The organism is Nocardia carnea (genome assembly GCF_029868855.1).
GTDB classification, from domain to species: domain Bacteria; phylum Actinomycetota; class Actinomycetes; order Mycobacteriales; family Mycobacteriaceae; genus Nocardia; species Nocardia carnea_A.
In genome coordinates this window covers 1-15,559 of the sequence record NZ_JARWOV010000332.1, presented here as the reverse complement: position 1 = coordinate 15,559, position 15,559 = coordinate 1, and the positions used below count along the sequence as shown (strand labels likewise).

Genomic DNA, 15,559 nt, shown 5'->3' with positions numbered 1-15,559 from the left:
GGAACGTAATGCATTCGTGCCGCCGATTCATCGGTACGAAATGTCCGGCTCGTAGCTTTTGGATACGAGCTTGGATCCGAACTCGGATACAAGCCGGGAGGCACCACACGAGGAGAACGCATGGTCTCGCCTACCGCACCCGGAATCCATATCGGCGGTCTCACGAAGAAATTCACGACGCGGCGGCAGGAGGTGACAGCACTCGACGGGGTCGATATCCAATCCCGGGAAGGCGAGTTCGTCACCCTCCTCGGGCCGTCCGGGTGCGGTAAGAGCACCGTGCTGCGTATTCTGGCCGGCCTGGAACCGCAGTCCGAAGGGGTAGCCCTGGTCCACGGTGAGACACCTCGCGAACTGCGCCGGCACGACCATCTCGGGATCGCTTTCCAGGAGGCAGCCCTGCTCCCGTGGCGGTCGGTGCGCACCAATATCCGGCTTCCGCTGGAAGTGTCGAAGAAACCGGTCGACGACGACACCGTTCAGGAGCTGATAGACCTGGTCGGCCTCACCGGGTTCGAGAACGCACGCCCGGCCCAGCTATCCGGCGGGATGCGCCAGCGGGTGGCCATCGCCCGCGCCCTGGTGGTACGGCCCCGGGTGCTGTTGCTCGACGAGCCGTTCGGCGCACTCGACGATATGACCCGGCAGAACCTGAACGTCGAACTGCTGCGCATCTGGACCGAACGCCCCGCGACCACGCTCATGGTGACCCATGGAATCGCCGAAGCGGTGTTTCTCTCCGACACCGTGGTCGTCATGACTCCGCGGCCGGGACGGGTACGCAAAGTGGTCGAGATCGATCTACCCCGTCCGCGCACACCGGAACTGATGCGCACCCACGCGTTTCACGAATACGTCGACCTGCTCTCGGCGTTGTTGTTCGGCGCCGGGAATTCCACTCCCGAACCCGTTCCCGCCGGAGCGCGCTCGTGAATCAGCGCAGATACCTCGCCCTCGCCGGATCCGCCACAGTCCTCGCCGCCTGGCAGATCATCGGCGCCACCGGAGTACTCGGGCCGGCCATCGCAGCGCCGGCCGAAATCGTCACCGGACTGGTCTCCGACGGGGCGGCCTTCTACAACTTGCACCTGCCCGTGACACTCGCCTCGGCAGCAGCCGGATTCTTCTGGGGCAATCTGGCCGCGATCTGGTGCGCTGCAATCGTTCTCACCGTTCCAGCCGTCGAGAAGCTGGTGCTCCAGATCGGAATAGCGTCGGCCTGCGTACCGTTGATCGCCATCGCTCCCATTCTGGCGGCCTGCTTCAACGGCCCGGTGACCTCGGCGATCATGGCGGCAGTCTCCGTCTTCTTCACCACCCTGGTGGGGACCCTCAACGGGCTCCGGCACGCCGACCCGGTGAGCGAGGATCTGGTGCGCGCCTATGGCGGCGGCCGCTATCTCGTACTTCGAAAAGTACAGCTGCTGTATGCGCTGCCCGATATCCTCACCGCCTTGAAGATCGCCATCCCGGCCGCCCTGCTGGGCACCGTCATCGGCGAATTCATGGGTCAGGAGCGCGGGCTCGGTGCCGCGCTGGTCGCCGCCCAGCAATCCAGCGATGTCGTCCGGACCTGGGGTATCACTCTGGTGTGCGGCGCGCTGGCCGCCGGATCGTTCCTGCTGGTCGCGGCCGTCGGGCGGTACGCCACACCGTGGGCAGCCGAGACAACCGCGGAGGCCGGCCGCTCATGACAACTGTCTCGCCCCCCGGCAATCCCCTGGCCCGCAGCGCGGCCCGGACGCTGGCCACGCTGGCCGGCGCGGTGCTCGCCATTGTGCTGGTCTGGACCTTGTTCCTGCGAACTGTGAACGTCAGTCCCTTCGTGGCGAAATCACCCGCCGACGTCTGGACGTATCTGATCTCCGCACCGGAGGCGGGCGCCAACCGTTCGGCGATAGCCACGGACCTGCTGCACACACTCACCGACGCGGCCTACGGGTATGTACTCGGCCTCGCTCTGGCCGCGGCGATCTCGCTGCTGTTCTACTTCTCCCGGACCGCGGAGGCCATGTTCACCCCGGCGATCACCGCGATGCACGCCATTCCGATGGTGACCGTCGCACCCATCCTGGTGCTGATCTTCGGCCGGGGCGCCGCCGCCACCGCCGTCATCGGCGCGGCAATCGTCGTGGTTCCCGCGCTGCTCACCATGCTGCACGGGATCCGGTCGACCCCGCGGGCCGATATCGACATGATCACTGCGTTCGGCGCCACCACGCTCACCACGTTTCTGAAGGTCTCGCTCCCGTACGCGATACCGACCTGGTTCGCGGCGGCACGGGTCGCGGTGACCACCTCGGTCGTGGGCGCGTTGCTGTCCGAATGGCTCGCCACCGGCGAGGGCCTGGGCGGCCAGATGCTGCGCGCCGCCAACGAATTCCAGTTCGACCGGCTGTGGGCCTCGGTGGTGGTACTCACCGTGGTCTGCGTCGTCGTCTACCAAATGGTCGCCGTCGTCGAAGATCTCGTCACGGCCCGCATGACCGCACCTCGCTGATCTCCGCCCCCTCGAAAATCCTCGGAGCACACATATGTCTGCACAATTCGACCGCCGCAAGTTCCTGACCCGCAGCCTGGCGGTCGGCGGTCTGGCGATGGCCGGTTCGGCCGCGCTCTCCGCCTGCGTCTCGGGAACCTCGGCCACCGGCACCGGCGACGGGTTCGGTATCGCCTCCCAGCGACTCGCCTGGATGAAGAACACCCAGTTCGCGGGCAGCTACTTCGCCGACCGCAACGGCTACTACCGCGACGCCGGATTCTCCGGCGCAGACCTGGTGTCCGGTGGACCCACCGCGCCGCCCATCGAATCCGATGTCCTCACCCGCACCTTCGCCGGTGTCTCGCAGGTACCGATCGTCGGTTCGGCGGTCGCGAAGGGGGCACCTCTGAAGATCATCGGTGCGGTGTATCAGCGGTACGCGGGATGCATCATGTCCATGGCCGCGACGCCGATCAACGGTCCGGAGGACCTCTACGGCAAAACCATCGGCTGCGCCTCCTCCAGCGAACCGGTCTGGCGGACCTTCATGGCCGCGCTCGGCCTCGACCAATCCCGGATCGACACCGTCCCCGTCCAGGGCGACCCGATCGGGATGACCGCGGGCGAGATCGACGGCTACCTCGGATTCGTCAACAGTCAGCCGATCGACCTGCGGCACAAGGGTTTCGATATCCACACGGTCCTGCTCACCGATATGGGCTTTCCGCTGGTGGGTCAGACCTACATCACCACTCAGGACAATCTCGACAATCAGCGCGACAAGGTGAAGGCATTCCTGACCGCGGAGATCCGCGGCTGGAAGGAGGTGCTGGCCGACCCGCGGCTCGCCACCGATATCACCGTCGACGAGTACGGGCGCACCCTGGAACTCGACCGGGCCGCCACCTACGACTGCTGCCTGGCCGGTAACGAACTGATCCGCAACGGCGACCCGCGCCAGCAGATCGTCTCGATCTCCGATTCCGACGCCGCCGCGAATATCGAATCCATCTCGGCGGGCGGGTTGCGGCTCGCCGTGGACGACCTGTTCGACCTCGGACCGATCCACGAGATCTATGCCGAGAACCCCGATCTCGCCCTCGCCTGATCTCTAGCACCGAAAGGGCTGTACCCCCATGCCTGAACCTCTCACCCCGGATCTCGTGGTCACCGGCGCCACCGTGGTCTCCCACGACGGCCGCCGGCGGCAGGACATCGCGGTCCGCGACGGCCGGGTGCTCGCTGTCGGTGACGGACTCGCCACCGCCGGTGTACCGGCCGTCGATGCGACCGGGCTGCTGGTCCTTCCCGGTCTCGTCGATATGCACGTCCATCTCCGCGAACCCGGGATGACCGAGAAGGAGGATTTCGCCAGCGGTACCCGGGCGGCGGCCGCCGGCGGGGTCACCACGGTGGCCGATATGCCCAATACCTCGCCCCCGGTGGCGACGGCCGAACGGTACCGGCAGAAGCTGGACCTGGTGCGGTCCAAGGCCTACGTCGATTTCGGCCTCTACGGCATGATCGACCACGACAACGACGGCGAGATCGCCGGTATGGCCGAGCTCGGTGCGCTGGGGTTCAAACTCTTCATGGGCCAGACCACCGGCGACAACCGCTGCCCGAACGACGCCGCCATCTTCCGGGGACTCGAAGCGGCCACCGCGGCGGATCTGGTGGTCGGGGTACATGCCGAGAACGATCATCTGCTGCGCATGTTCGGCGACCGGCTACGCGCCTGCGGGCGGACCGATCCGCGTGCCCATCTGGAAGGGCGGCCCGCCTTCGTGGAGGTCGAGGCGGTCACCCGGATCATCACCATGGCCACCGAGGCGGGTACGAAACTCCATATCCATCACCTGTCGACTGCCGCGGGACTGCGCCGCGTGCTGGCCCTGCGCGCCGAAGGCCACCAGGTGAGTGTGGAAACCCTCATCGCGCACCTGTTCCTCGACGATTCCGCCTACGACACCCATGGCAACCTGATCAAACTCAACCCGCCGATCCGGCCCGCCGCCGATGTGTCGGCGCTGTGGGCCGGGATCGCCCGCGGCGATGTCGATATCATCGCCACCGACCACGCCCCGCATACCGCCGCCGAACAGGCCGAACCCGATGTGTGGAAGGCCTACGGCGGGTTCATCGGGGTGGAGACGATGCTTCCGCTTCTGCTCACGGCCGCGGCCGCGGGCAAACTGACGATCGAGGACATCGTGCGACTGTGCGCCTACCGCCCCGCCCAGCGCTGGTCCATTGCCGGTAAAGGGCAGCTCTCCCCCGGGTACGACGCCGATTTCGTCCTGGTGGATCCGACCGCACAGACCACCCTCGACGCTGCCGCCCTGCATTCCAAACACAACGTCACCCCGTACCACGGCCGATTCCTCACCGGCTCGGTGGTCGCGACCTATCTGCGCGGGCAACTGGTCTACGAGAAGGGTGAGATCATCGGCGGGCCGACCGGCCGTCAGGTCCGCCCGGCGCGCGAAACCCTCTCCGCCACAGTGTGATCAAGACAGAGACCACAATCCGTGAACACCACTACAAGGGAGAAGGCGTGACCGAGGCACAGATATCGCTGCTCGATACCGGCGGCGACGGCGCGGGCACTGTACGAAACGCGGTCATGCGCTGCCTGGACGAGGTGCGCACGATCGTCCCGGACGCCGGCAGCGGCACCCGTACCTGTGGTGGCGCGCTCGCGGTGATCGCCGGTATCGGCACCACCGCGCCACGAGCCCTGCACGGGGCGCTGCTGCTGGACGCGCTCACCGCCGCGGACGTCGAAATCGCCGACAGCGTGGCATTTCCCGATCCGGCCGCGTTGCTCGCGGACAGCAGCTGGGATCTGGCGCTGGTGCTGAGCCCGTGGAAGCAGGAGGTCGCCGGTCTGATCCGCGATCACACCGGGTCCGCCGCACGTACCGGAGTCGTGGACACACTGCTACGCAGCGGTGACATCACCACGGGCGTCAACACCAACAGCTGGGCCGCCCAGGCAGCGATGGAGACCGTCCTGGGGGGCCGGACGCCGTCCGGTGTGCTGGTGCTCGGCGCGGGCGGGTCGTCGAACTCGGTGGCACTGGCCTGCCGGCGCGCCTGGCCGGGTGCACAACTGATCGGCAGCGCTCGCGATGCCACGGCCCTGGCCTCGTGGGCGGCCCGATTCGGTGCGGAACCGGTGACCCCGGACGTTCTGAAGGCGCGGTTCGCCGAGGCCGCGCCCGCACTGGTCGTCAATACCACCACCTGGGGCGAAACCGACGACTCCGAACAGCAACCGTTCGTCTTCGATTTCGGGGAGCTCACTGCTCCCGGTAACAGCTACTTCGATCTGAACAACCGGGTTTCGGCATTGCAGACCGCGGCACTACGTGCCGGGATGAACGTCATGTCGGGGACCTTCATGCAGCGTGTCACCAATGCCTGCCGGGCTGCGCTGCTGCGGGCGGACGCGCGGTGAGCGCGCCCGGCACCACCGGGGCCCTGCACCCCGGTGAGCAGGTCAGCGTCCGGGAACGGGTGTACCGGTTCCTGCGCCAGCAGATCACCACCGGCGAGTACGCGGGCGGTATCCGGCTGACCGAGGAGCAGATCGCCGAGGAACTCGGCGTGAGCCGTACCCCGATCCGGGAGGCGTTACAGCGCCTCACCAGTGAAGGCCTGGTGGAACGGGTGCGCCGCGGCCAGTTGGTGGTGGTCGAATTCGACGCCGCGGCCCGCGCCGAACTGCACGAACTGCGCGTCGCGTTCGATCAGGTCGCGGCGAAAATGCTCACCGCCAAAGCCGATTCCGTCGATTGGACGGCGCTGTACGCACTGCTCGACCCACTCGGCGACGCGCTGCGCGCATACGGCGTCGGGAGCCCGCAGTACTCGATGGCCCACCTCGAATTCCACATGGCCGTCAACCGCGCCGCATTCACGCCGGTCACCTCGTCGTTCCTGCAGCGGCAGGCCTTTCTCTATCCCACCGACGACTACGTGCAGCAGCCGGGTCACGAGCCGGTCTCCCAGCACCGTGCCCTGCTCGACGAGCTGTCGAGCGGAGATCTCGGACGCGCCACCACCGCCGCCCGAATCCACGCGTTACGCGGTCCCGGCAACACCTCGCTCACCTAGTCACCTCGTTCGCGCAGGCGCTGCGCCGCACAAGGAGTTCCCATGCCCGACGATGTCGTGCTCATGTTCGTCAATGGCCAGGCCATGCGCGGCGGTGCACTCAACGACGCCCTGGCCGGCGCGCGATACCTCGGTGCCGTGCGCACCGCGCCGCGCTACCGCTTCTTCTCGTTCCACGACGTGTTCCCCGGGCTGGCCCGGGTTTCCGAGGGCGGCTGGGCGGTACCGGGGGAAATCTACGAGGTGTCCTACGCCGACCTGCGGGACAATTTGCTGCCGCGGGAGCCGGCCGAACTGGAACTGTCGGTGATCGAGCTCGAGGACGGCCGCGGTTCGCTGAGCATGGTGTGCCGCCGGTTACCTCGTCCCGGCGGATCGGTATGCGAGATCACCGCGCCGGGCGGCTGGCGCGAACACCGTGCGGCCACGGCGGATCATCGCTGATGGCCGTCCTCACCGCGGGTATCGATCCCGGTACCGCCGACCACTACCTGTGGTGCACTCCCGAGACGGTCCGATGGGGCTCACTACCTGTTCCGGGCACCCCACCGGTCCTGGAGATCGACAGCGGTGACACCGTCACCTTCGACACGGTCTCGCAGGAAGGGCTCATGGAGGACCAGGGCCGGGATCCGGTGGCGTATTTCGGGCAGTTCGGGGTCCCCCCCGCCGAGGTCCTGCCGGATGCCGTCGTGCTGGCCGAGTCCGATCTGCGCCGATCGCAGAAACCTCCGGGACCGCATATCGTCCTCGGACCCCTCCGGGTACGCGGCGCCGAACCCGGTGATTGGCTACGCGTGGACTTCCTGGACCTGACACCCCGGGTCCCGTACGGGATCATCTCCAGCCGGCACGGCCGGGGCGCCCTTCCGGATATCCTCCCGCGCGAGAAGGACGGCAGCGTCGCGGCAGTGTTCAGCCGGTTCTGCGCGCTCGAGGACGCGACCGGGCACGCGGAGTACCGGTTCGGCGCCGGCCGCGTACCGATCACCGTCCGGCCGTTCCTGGGCTTGTGCGGGGTGACACCGGGCGGTGCGGAACCGCGCAGCACGATCCCGCCCGGCCCGTTCGGCGGCAACATCGATCTACGCGAGATCGTCACCGGCAGTTCGCTGTTCCTGCCCGTACAGGTCGAAGGCGCCGGTTTCTATCTGGGTGACCCGCATTTCGCGCAGGGCAACGGCGAGATCGCGCTCACCGCGCTGGAGGGGTCGTTGCGGGTGACCGCGCGGCTGACCGTCCAGAAGTCGCTCGCCGGTCACGACGCGGGCGCGCCGTTCGCCGAGACCGACGAGCACTGGATCCTGCTCGGTCTGCACGAGAGCCTCGATATGGCAATGCGGGATTGTGCCAGGCGCAGCGTCGATTTCCTGGCCGCGCGTACGGGTATGACGCCGAGCGAGGCGTACCTGTATCTCAGCGCCGCCGCGGACTTCTCGATCACCCAGGTGGTGGACATCGTGAAAGGAGTGCACTGTGCGATCCGCAAACGCGACTTCGCGGCCTAGCTTTCGTCGTGCCGACGGCCGCCCGGTTCCGGTGCTGCGCAATGCGACCACCGCCGACGGCCGGCAGGTGGACGTCCACATCCGGGACGACCGGGTGGAAAGGGTGGTCCCCGCGACGGGTTCACCGGCCGGCGACCTCGACCTGGATCTCACCGGCTATCTGCTGCTGGGCGCACCCGCCGATCCGCATGTGCATCTCGACAAGGCGCTGTCTTTCGACGAGATCCATCCGCCGCTCGGTGACCTCGCGGCGGCTATCGAGTCCTGGGAGTCCCACAATCCCGAGCTCACGGTCGACGGGATCGCCGATCGGGCCCGGACGGCCGCGCTGCGCGCACTCTCCTACGGAACCACCGCCATCCGGTCGCATGTGAACCTGCTGCCCGGTCCGGAGCCGCTGCGCGGTGTACACGCACTGCTGCGAGTTCGCGCGGAACTCGCCGCGGTCCTGGATATCCAGCTGGTGGCACTGGCTCCGTACGCGGTGGAGGACGCCGCGATCCACGAGGCGCTCGACCTCGGAGTCGATTTCGTCGGCGGCCATCCGCACAAGACGCCCGACCCCAGCGCGAACCTGCGCCGGTTGCTGTGGATCGCGGCCGAACACGGGGCCGGGGTCGATCTGCATATCGACGAACAGCTCGATCCGGAAATGCTCACACTGGAACAGCTCGCGCATATGGTGCGCGAGTGGCCCGATTCGATCCCGGTCACCGCGAGCCACTGTGTGAGCCTGGGGATGACGAGCCCGCAGGTCACGGCCCGCGTGGCCGCCGCTGTCGCCACGGCCGGGATAGGCGTGGTCACCCTCCCGATCACCAACTTGTACCTGCAGGCGCGCGATCAGCCGACGGCGAAACCCCGTGGCCTCACCGCGCTCCGCGCGCTGCTCGATGCCGGCGTGCGCGTGGCCGCCGGCGCCGACAATATCCAGGACCCGTTCAATCCGGTGGGCAGCGGCGATCCGTTCGAGACCGCCATGCTGCTGATCACCGCCGGGCATCTGACGCCGCAGGAAGCCGGTGCCGCGGTGATCGACGAGGCACGGGCACTGATGGGCTTACCCCCGGCCGGCCCGGTGGCCGGCGCCCAGGCCGATCTGCTGGCGGTACGGGCCGGCGGCCTGCGCGCCGCCGTCGCCGCCGCCCCGGCGGACCGGCTGGTCCTGCACCGCGGACGGCTGGTCGCGGCGACCCGTTCGGAGCGATCGACCGTCACCGAGCTGACGGAATGAGTCCCACTCGACCCGCACCGATTCACGAATACTTGTAGAAGCCCTCCCCGGTGGCAACTCCGAGCTTGCCTTTGTCGATGTAGTTGTCCTTCAGCCACGCGGCGAGTTCTCGTGTGTCCTCGCCCGCAACGAGAATGTTGTACGGGGTGTTCAGCCCGACCACGTCGAGGATCTGGAACGGGCCCATCGGTGCACCGGTGGCGATCCGCCAGGTTTTGTCGACATCTTCCGGTTCGGCGTAGTCACCGGCGGCGAGTTCGATCGCGGAGTTGAGGAACGGCACCAGTAGCGAGTTCAGGACGTAACCGGCCCGCTCTTTGTGCACCTCGATCGGGACCATGCCGATCGAGGAGGCGAAATCGACCACGGCGCGGTAGACCTGCGGTTCGGTCCGGTCGGTGCCCATGACCTCGGCGGTGTTGAATTTCCACACCTGGTTGGCGAAATGCAGGGCCAGGAACCGGTCCGGCCGGCCGGTGAACTCGCGCATATCACTGGGCAGCAGGGTGGAGGAATTCGTGGCGAAAATCGTGTGGTCGGGGGCCACGGCGGCGAGCTTCTGATAGGTCTGCCGTTTGATCTCGAGTACCTCCGGGACCGCCTCGATCACCAGGTCGGCATCCGCGACGGCGGTAGCGAGATCGCTGGTGAGGGCGATACGCGCGCGGGCCTGTTCGGTCTGTTCGGCGGTCGCGCCCATCACCTCGTCTCGATAGGTGGCGGCGAGGCGGGCGAGGCGGTCCGAGGCCGCGTCGAGGGCGGCCTCGCTGATGTCGTAGGCGTGCACCGGGTACCCGTGGAAGGCGGTCTGGAAGGCGATCTGGGAGCCGAGTACCCCGGTGCCCAGGACTGCGACCGCGCGAATCTCGATGGCCATCGTGTTCTCCTTACCGGTCGGATCGAACGGGCTTTCGGGCCGATCACGGGCTTTGCGTAGACCAGTAGACCAGGATCGGCGGGGGCGGTGGCGGGGCCGGGCGGCCGCCCCGTTTGCGATCGCGTAACGACTCAGCACGCGGGTTTCAATCAGTATTTCAATCATTGATTGAAATATGCGTGGCGCGGTGGTTCACTACGCATATGCCCCAGAATGTCTCGGCCGCCACCCGGGAACGTTTGCTCACGGCAGCCGAACGGCTACTGCTGACCGAACGCTACGAAGAGGTCTCGGTGCGCCGGATCTGCGCCGAGGCCGGCGCCAACGCAGCGGCGGTCCACTATCACTTCGGTTCCAAAGAAGCCCTGCTCGCGGCCCTGCTCGAAGACCGGCTCGGCGCGCTGTGGGCAGACCGGCTGGCCGAGGCCACCGCCGCCCCGCGTGCGGTCGCCGAGATCGTGGACGCGGTACTCGCTCCCTTCACCGAGCTGGCAGCCGATCCACTGGGCCGACTGCATCTACGCCTGCTCGCGCAATGCGTTATCGGCCGGCAGGTCCGGCACTGGCAACAGCAGTGGTTCCGCATCGATTCCTGGTCCGGACTGCTGCCCGAGGTGGACGAACGCGAGAGCCGGCACCGCTGGATGCTCGCCTTCGACCTGATCATCATGCGTTTCGGCGCCGCCGCCGCCGAAGACCGGCCGCTATCCCCGCACACCGCGGCGACCCTGCGCGATTTCGTCGTCGCCGGGCTCACCGCACCGACAGGAGACAACCGATGACCGATGTGTTCGCACCCACCACCCTGGGCCCGCTCACCCTGCGCAACCGGGTGATCAAGGCCGCCACCTTCGAGGGACGCACCCCGGACGCGCTGGTCACCGACGATCTCATCGAATTCCACCGCGAGGTGGCGGCCGGCGGGGTCGGGATGACAACGGTGGCCTACTGCGCGGTCGCTCCCGGCGGCCGCACCGACCGGCACCAGATCTATATGCGCCCCGAGGCCGTCCCCGGCCTGCGCCGGCTCACCGATGCGGTCCACGCCGCGGGCGCGGCGGCCAGTGCGCAGCTCGGGCACGCCGGCCCGGTCGCCAATGCCGCCTCCAACCGTGTCCCGGCGGTGGCGCCGAGCCGGTTCTTCAGCCCGCTCGGTATGGCCCCGATGAAGGTGCCGTCGATCGGCGAGATCGGTGAACTCGTCGCCGCCCACGCCGACGCGGCGAAACTCGCGGTCGAATCCGGATTCGACGCGGTGGAAATCCATTTCGGACACAACTATCTGGCGAGTTCGTTTCTGAGCCCGATACTGAACCGGCGCAAGGATGTCTACGGCGGTTCGCTCGAGAATCGGGCCCGGTTCGCCCGCGAGATCGCCCGCGCGGTACGCGAGGCGGTCGGCGACCGGATCGCGGTGACCGCGAAACTGAACATGGAGGACGGTGTCCGGGGCGGTTTCACGCTTCCGGAGTCGCTACAGGTGGCTTCCTGGCTGGAGGCCGACGACGCGCTCGACGCGCTGGAACTCACCGCGGGCAGTTCACTGCTGAATCCGATGCTGCTGTTCCACGGCGCGGCCCCGCGCAAGGAGTTCGCGAAAACACTGCCGGCGCCGACGCGGTGGGGTTTCCGCCTGCTCGGCAAGGCCTTCCTGCGCGAATATCCGTACGAGAAGGCGTATCTGCTCGAGCGTGCCCGGCAGTTCCGCCGCGAGCTGTCCATGCCGCTGATCCTGCTGGGCGGTATCACCGATCTGGAATCGATGCGGCTGGCGATGGCGGAGGGATTCGAGTTCGTCGCCATGGGCCGGGCACTGCTGCGGGAACCGGACCTTTTGCGTCGCATCGAATCCGATGCGGCAACCGAATCGGCCTGTGTGCACTGCAACGAGTGCATGCCGACGATCTACAGCCGTACCCGGTGCGTACTGCGGCTCGAACCTCCGCAGCCGCTGTCCGCCGGCACAACCGGCAAGACCAATTAACGGACACATATTGAATGTGCCGTTGTTTAACGGTATGGTTCGGGTTATCGAAAACGCGCTTCCCACAGTGCGATTGCCCGTAGAGCACCCGCCCCGGCGGGAAGACCGACAGAGGACCGAACCATGCGCCGTAGTTCACGTACCCAACGATTCATCACCCGTATCGCCGCCACCGCCGTGATCGCAGTGGCACCACTGGCACTCACCGCCGCCCCGGCACTGGCCGATCCGGTGGCGGTCACCGCGAGCAACGAGGTCGAGGACGTCAGCCGTCCCGGCCGCCACGGACACGGCTACGGTCACGGCCACGGCCACGGCCGGCACGATCACAGCTGGAACGGCCGCCACGACCACGGCGCCGGCTGGGATCGCGGCCACCGCAACCGCCACCGCCACGGCCATCCCGGCTGGAACCGCGGCTGGAACCACGGCCTCGGTTTGGGCCATGGTTACGGCCACGGTCTGCCGCTGCCCTGGTTCCTCCCGGGTACCGGCAGCGCGTTCTGACCTGTCCAACGGTTCACCAACCGGTGGACACCTGTGTGGTGGGCGCGGAGCAGCAGGCGACCGTCTCCGCGCCCACCACACGGACGTTCAGTTACCGCCGTCCGTGGACGGGATCGCGCCCCGGGCATCGGTATCCGCACCGTGCGAGAACGACGCGGATTCCGCACCCCGCTGCGGGGCCCGCTGGGCGCGCAGCCGCGGTAGCGCCCGTTCGAACGCCCCGACGAGCAGATCCGCCAGATCATGGCTGAAACCGTTGCGGACAACAATGCGCAGCACCGCCAGATCCTGCCGGTCGGCCGGGAAGGTGTAGGCGGGTACCAGCCAGCCCTGTTCGCGCAAGGCCGCGGATACGTCGAACACCGAGTACCCGGTTTCCTCCGGAGCCAGCGTGAAGGCGAAGACCGGGAGCTGGCGCCCATCGGTGATCAGCCGGAACGGGCCCAGCCGCGCGATCCGGTCGGCGAGCGTCGCGGCGACTTCCCGGGAGTAACCCTGCACACGTTCGTAGCCTCGGCGGCCGAGCCGCAGAAAGGTGTAGTACTGCGCCACCACCTGCGCTCCCGGCCGGGAGAAATTCAGCGCGAAAGTCGGCATCTGGCCGCCCAGATAATTCACCCGGAACACCAGCTCGTCCGGTAGCGCCGCGACGTCCCGCCACAGGACCCAGCCCACACCTGGATAGACCAACCCGTATTTATGCCCCGAAGTGTTGATCGAGGCCACCCGCGCCAGCCGGAAATCCCATTCCAGATCCGGATCGCAGAACGGGGCGAACATGGCGCCCGACGCGCCGTCCACGTGTACCGGAACATCCAGACCGCGTTCGTCGCGGAGCCGGTCCAGTGCCGCGCAGATCTCGGCGACCGGCTCGTAGCTGCCGTCGAACGTGGAACCGAGCACCGCCACCACACCGATGGTGTTCTCGTCGCAGTGCGCCGCCGCCTCGTCGGCCGTCAGATGAAACCGCTCCCCCGACATCGGCACCAGCCGCGCCTCGACATCCCAGTACTCGGCGAACTTCTCCCAGCACACCTGCACATTGCTGCCCATCACCAGATTCGGCCGGTCGGCGGGTTGCCCGGACGCGCGCCGCCGCCGCTGCCACCGTCGTTTCAACGCCAGCCCGGCGAGCATGCACGCTTCACTCGACCCGGTGGTCGAACAACCGACGGCGTGGTCGGGATCTTCGGCATGCCAGAGATCGGCGAGAATCCGCACACACCGCTGCTCGAGCTCCGCGGTGCGCGGATATTCGTCCTTGTCGATCATGTTCTTGTCGAAACATTCGCTCATCAGTGTCTGCGCCGCCGGTTCCATCCAGGTGGTGACGAAAGTCGCCAGGTTCAACCGGGCGTTACCGTCGAGCAGGAGCTCGTCGTGCACGATCTGATAGGCGGTATCACTGTCGATTTCGGCGGCAGGCAGCCGGTTACGCGGTACCTCGAGCGGCTCCCGCGTGAATACCGGATTCACCGCGACCCGGTCACGATCGTTGTCCGGCGAATCCGCCGGATGCGTCAGCGCCATGGAAACCTCTGGGTTGTCCGCACGCCTCCGGCGCGCGGGGTTCGGTCCCTCCCCTTGGTGCCCTCGGTGGATACGCCAGGAGTATGCCCTGGTCAAGGGCGTTGCGGCCGGACCGACGCTGAGCTCGGCGAGCCGATTCACGCGCGCATACCGAACCGGAATACATGGGGGCCGTTCTGCTGCGGAATCGGCGAGCGCGAGTTAGGTTCGGCAGTGGACCGGACCTCCGATGCATGATCTGGACTCGGCAGTTCGGTTGCCGACGACGGCTCGGGTCGTGCACGACGCCCAGTCCCGGCGTTCCTCCGCTATCCGCTTCCGGCCGAGAAGGAGATCCGCATGAAATCCGTCAACCCGTACCTCATGTTCAACGGCAACGCCGAGGAGGCGTTCACCTTCTATCAGTCCGTATTCGGCGGCGACCTCCAGCTGATCCGCTTCGGCGATATGGGGGAGGCCGAGAACCTGCCCGCCGAGGCCAAGAACCTGGTGGCGCATGTGGCGCTGCCGCTCAACGGAGTCGAACAGATCTTGATGGGCTCGGACTGCCCGCCCGGACAGACCGTCGATATCTCCACCCGCCCGAACTTCACGGTGTGCCTCGAACTCAGCGATCAGGACGAGGCTCAGCGGCTGTTCGACGCCCTCGCCGTCGGCGGCACCATCGATATGCACCTCGCCAAAACGGAATGGACCGAACTGTTCGGGATGCTGACCGACCGGTTCTCCATCCCGTGGATGTTCGATTTCGGCGGTCAGTAGGCGGAACCGGAGCCGGGCCCGATGAGTCCCCCGACGAGCAACCGGCCAGGCCCGGAGATGGAGACCCGGTCCGGGTCCGGACTGGTCCTCGCCGTCCTGTGCGCCGGGCAGTTCCTGATGACGCTGGACAGTTCGGTGATGAACGTGTCGATGGCGACCGTGGCGCAGGACCTGGACACGACCATCACCGGTATCCAGACCGCCATCACGCTCTACACCCTCGTCATGGCTTCGCTCATGATCACCGGCGGCAAGATCGGCGCGATCATCGGCCGCCGGCGGGTGTTCGGAATCGGGTTGATCGTCTACGGCGTGGGATCGTTCGTCACCGGTCTGGCACCGAATCTGGGCATTCTCCTCCTGGGCTGGTCGTTACTGGAAGGGATCGGCGCCGCACTGATCATGCCGGCGATCGTGTCCCTGGTCGCCGCGAATATCGCGGCCGAACGCCGCAATGCCGCCTACGGACTGGTCGCCGCCCCCGGGGCCCCGGCGGGGGCCGGGGGGGCGCGGCGGGGGGGGGCCGTGGCCCCCAAACCCCGGATGGGGGGGG

17 protein-coding genes are annotated in these 15,559 nt (G+C 67.4%); 15 read left to right on the top strand and 2 right to left on the bottom strand.

Annotation, left to right across the window (positions count from 1 at the left end):
* Positions 1-120: 120 nt before the first annotated feature.
* Genes QH195_RS33680 through QH195_RS33635 form a run of 10 tightly spaced genes read left to right on the top strand, consistent with a single transcriptional unit; the run spans position 121 to position 9,346 of the window.
* Complete coding sequence (locus QH195_RS33680; RefSeq protein WP_280438374.1) at positions 121-933, top strand: ABC transporter ATP-binding protein; 813 nt, start codon at positions 121-123, stop codon at positions 931-933.
* Positions 930-1,694 carry an ABC transporter permease gene (locus QH195_RS33675; protein ID WP_280438373.1) on the top strand — a complete coding sequence of 255 codons (765 nt, stop codon included), beginning with the start codon at positions 930-932 and terminating at the stop codon, positions 1,692-1,694. The genes QH195_RS33680 and QH195_RS33675 overlap by 4 nt, the downstream gene beginning before the upstream one ends.
* A complete protein-coding gene (locus tag QH195_RS33670; RefSeq protein ID WP_280438372.1) occupies positions 1,691-2,500 on the top strand; it encodes an ABC transporter permease in 810 nt (269 codons plus the stop codon). The genes QH195_RS33675 and QH195_RS33670 overlap by 4 nt, the downstream gene beginning before the upstream one ends.
* A gap of 34 nt (positions 2,501-2,534) precedes the next feature.
* The gene (locus tag QH195_RS33665; RefSeq protein WP_280438371.1) at positions 2,535-3,590 is read left to right on the top strand and encodes an ABC transporter substrate-binding protein; all 1,056 of its coding nucleotides are present in this window, start codon (positions 2,535-2,537) and stop codon (positions 3,588-3,590) included.
* A 28-nt stretch (positions 3,591-3,618) separates the two neighbouring features.
* The gene (gene allB / locus QH195_RS33660; RefSeq protein ID WP_280438370.1) at positions 3,619-4,992 is read left to right on the top strand and encodes an allantoinase AllB; all 1,374 of its coding nucleotides are present in this window, start codon (positions 3,619-3,621) and stop codon (positions 4,990-4,992) included.
* A gap of 47 nt (positions 4,993-5,039) precedes the next feature.
* Entirely contained in the window at positions 5,040-5,945 is a 906-nt protein-coding gene (locus QH195_RS33655) for a hypothetical protein (RefSeq protein WP_280438369.1), read from the top strand.
* Positions 5,942-6,604 carry a GntR family transcriptional regulator gene (locus QH195_RS33650; RefSeq protein WP_280420552.1) on the top strand — a complete coding sequence of 221 codons (663 nt, stop codon included), beginning with the start codon at positions 5,942-5,944 and terminating at the stop codon, positions 6,602-6,604. The genes QH195_RS33655 and QH195_RS33650 overlap by 4 nt, the downstream gene beginning before the upstream one ends.
* A gap of 42 nt (positions 6,605-6,646) precedes the next feature.
* Entirely contained in the window at positions 6,647-7,048 is a 402-nt protein-coding gene (locus QH195_RS33645; protein ID WP_280420551.1) for an allophanate hydrolase-related protein, read from the top strand.
* Positions 7,048-8,112: an acetamidase/formamidase family protein gene (locus tag QH195_RS33640; RefSeq protein WP_280438368.1), complete on the top strand. Its 1,065-nt coding sequence runs from the start codon at positions 7,048-7,050 to the stop codon at positions 8,110-8,112. Before QH195_RS33645 ends, QH195_RS33640 begins: the two co-directional genes overlap by 1 nt.
* 31 nt (positions 8,113-8,143) lie before the next feature.
* Positions 8,144-9,346, top strand: coding sequence for an amidohydrolase family protein (locus tag QH195_RS33635; protein WP_280438367.1), 1,203 nt, complete (start codon positions 8,144-8,146; stop codon positions 9,344-9,346).
* Between the two features lie 22 nt (positions 9,347-9,368).
* On the opposite strand, the gene QH195_RS33630 is transcribed toward QH195_RS33635, so the two are convergent.
* On the bottom strand, positions 9,369-10,223 hold the full coding sequence (locus tag QH195_RS33630) for a 3-hydroxyacyl-CoA dehydrogenase (protein ID WP_280438366.1): 855 nt from the start codon (positions 10,221-10,223) through the stop codon (positions 9,369-9,371).
* 203 nt (positions 10,224-10,426) lie between these two features.
* Between QH195_RS33630 and QH195_RS33625 the strand changes: the two genes are divergently transcribed.
* The 3 genes from QH195_RS33625 to QH195_RS33615 all read left to right on the top strand — a co-directional run bounded on the left by QH195_RS33625 (position 10,427) and on the right by QH195_RS33615 (position 12,714).
* Positions 10,427-11,005 (top strand): TetR/AcrR family transcriptional regulator, encoded by a 579-nt coding sequence (locus QH195_RS33625; protein ID WP_280420547.1) that lies wholly within the window; start codon positions 10,427-10,429, stop codon positions 11,003-11,005.
* Positions 11,002-12,207: an NADH:flavin oxidoreductase gene (locus tag QH195_RS33620; protein WP_280438365.1), complete on the top strand. Its 1,206-nt coding sequence runs from the start codon at positions 11,002-11,004 to the stop codon at positions 12,205-12,207. Before QH195_RS33625 ends, QH195_RS33620 begins: the two co-directional genes overlap by 4 nt.
* A 123-nt stretch (positions 12,208-12,330) precedes the next feature.
* A complete protein-coding gene (locus QH195_RS33615) occupies positions 12,331-12,714 on the top strand; it encodes a hypothetical protein (RefSeq protein ID WP_280438364.1) in 384 nt (127 codons plus the stop codon).
* An 87-nt stretch (positions 12,715-12,801) separates the two neighbouring features.
* Here the strand turns inward: QH195_RS33615 and QH195_RS33610 are convergent, their stop codons facing one another.
* Positions 12,802-14,244 carry a glutamate decarboxylase gene (locus tag QH195_RS33610; protein ID WP_280420544.1) on the bottom strand — a complete coding sequence of 481 codons (1,443 nt, stop codon included), beginning with the start codon at positions 14,242-14,244 and terminating at the stop codon, positions 12,802-12,804.
* A 339-nt stretch (positions 14,245-14,583) separates the two neighbouring features.
* Here QH195_RS33610 and QH195_RS33605 point away from each other — a divergent pair, with 339 nt between their 5' ends.
* Positions 14,584-15,006 (top strand): VOC family protein, encoded by a 423-nt coding sequence (locus tag QH195_RS33605; protein WP_280420543.1) that lies wholly within the window; start codon positions 14,584-14,586, stop codon positions 15,004-15,006.
* Between the two features lie 21 nt (positions 15,007-15,027).
* A partial coding sequence (locus QH195_RS33600) for an MFS transporter (protein ID WP_280438363.1) occupies positions 15,028-15,559 on the top strand: 532 nt, incomplete at its 3' end.

Coding starts and splice junctions, on each gene's coding strand:
- QH195_RS33680 (WP_280438374.1), top strand. CDS start 121: ATGGTCTCGCCTACCGCACCCGGAATCCATATCGGCGGTCTCACGAAG.
- QH195_RS33670 (WP_280438372.1), top strand. CDS start 1,691: ATGACAACTGTCTCGCCCCCCGGCAATCCCCTGGCCCGCAGCGCGGCC.
- QH195_RS33665 (WP_280438371.1), top strand. CDS start 2,535: ATGTCTGCACAATTCGACCGCCGCAAGTTCCTGACCCGCAGCCTGGCG.
- allB (WP_280438370.1), top strand. CDS start 3,619: ATGCCTGAACCTCTCACCCCGGATCTCGTGGTCACCGGCGCCACCGTG.
- QH195_RS33645 (WP_280420551.1), top strand. CDS start 6,647: ATGCCCGACGATGTCGTGCTCATGTTCGTCAATGGCCAGGCCATGCGC.
- QH195_RS33640 (WP_280438368.1), top strand. CDS start 7,048: ATGGCCGTCCTCACCGCGGGTATCGATCCCGGTACCGCCGACCACTAC.
- QH195_RS33630 (WP_280438366.1), bottom strand. CDS start 10,223: ATGGCCATCGAGATTCGCGCGGTCGCAGTCCTGGGCACCGGGGTACTC.
- QH195_RS33625 (WP_280420547.1), top strand. CDS start 10,427: ATGCCCCAGAATGTCTCGGCCGCCACCCGGGAACGTTTGCTCACGGCA.
- QH195_RS33620 (WP_280438365.1), top strand. CDS start 11,002: ATGACCGATGTGTTCGCACCCACCACCCTGGGCCCGCTCACCCTGCGC.
- QH195_RS33615 (WP_280438364.1), top strand. CDS start 12,331: ATGCGCCGTAGTTCACGTACCCAACGATTCATCACCCGTATCGCCGCC.
- QH195_RS33610 (WP_280420544.1), bottom strand. CDS start 14,244: ATGGCGCTGACGCATCCGGCGGATTCGCCGGACAACGATCGTGACCGG.
- QH195_RS33605 (WP_280420543.1), top strand. CDS start 14,584: ATGAAATCCGTCAACCCGTACCTCATGTTCAACGGCAACGCCGAGGAG.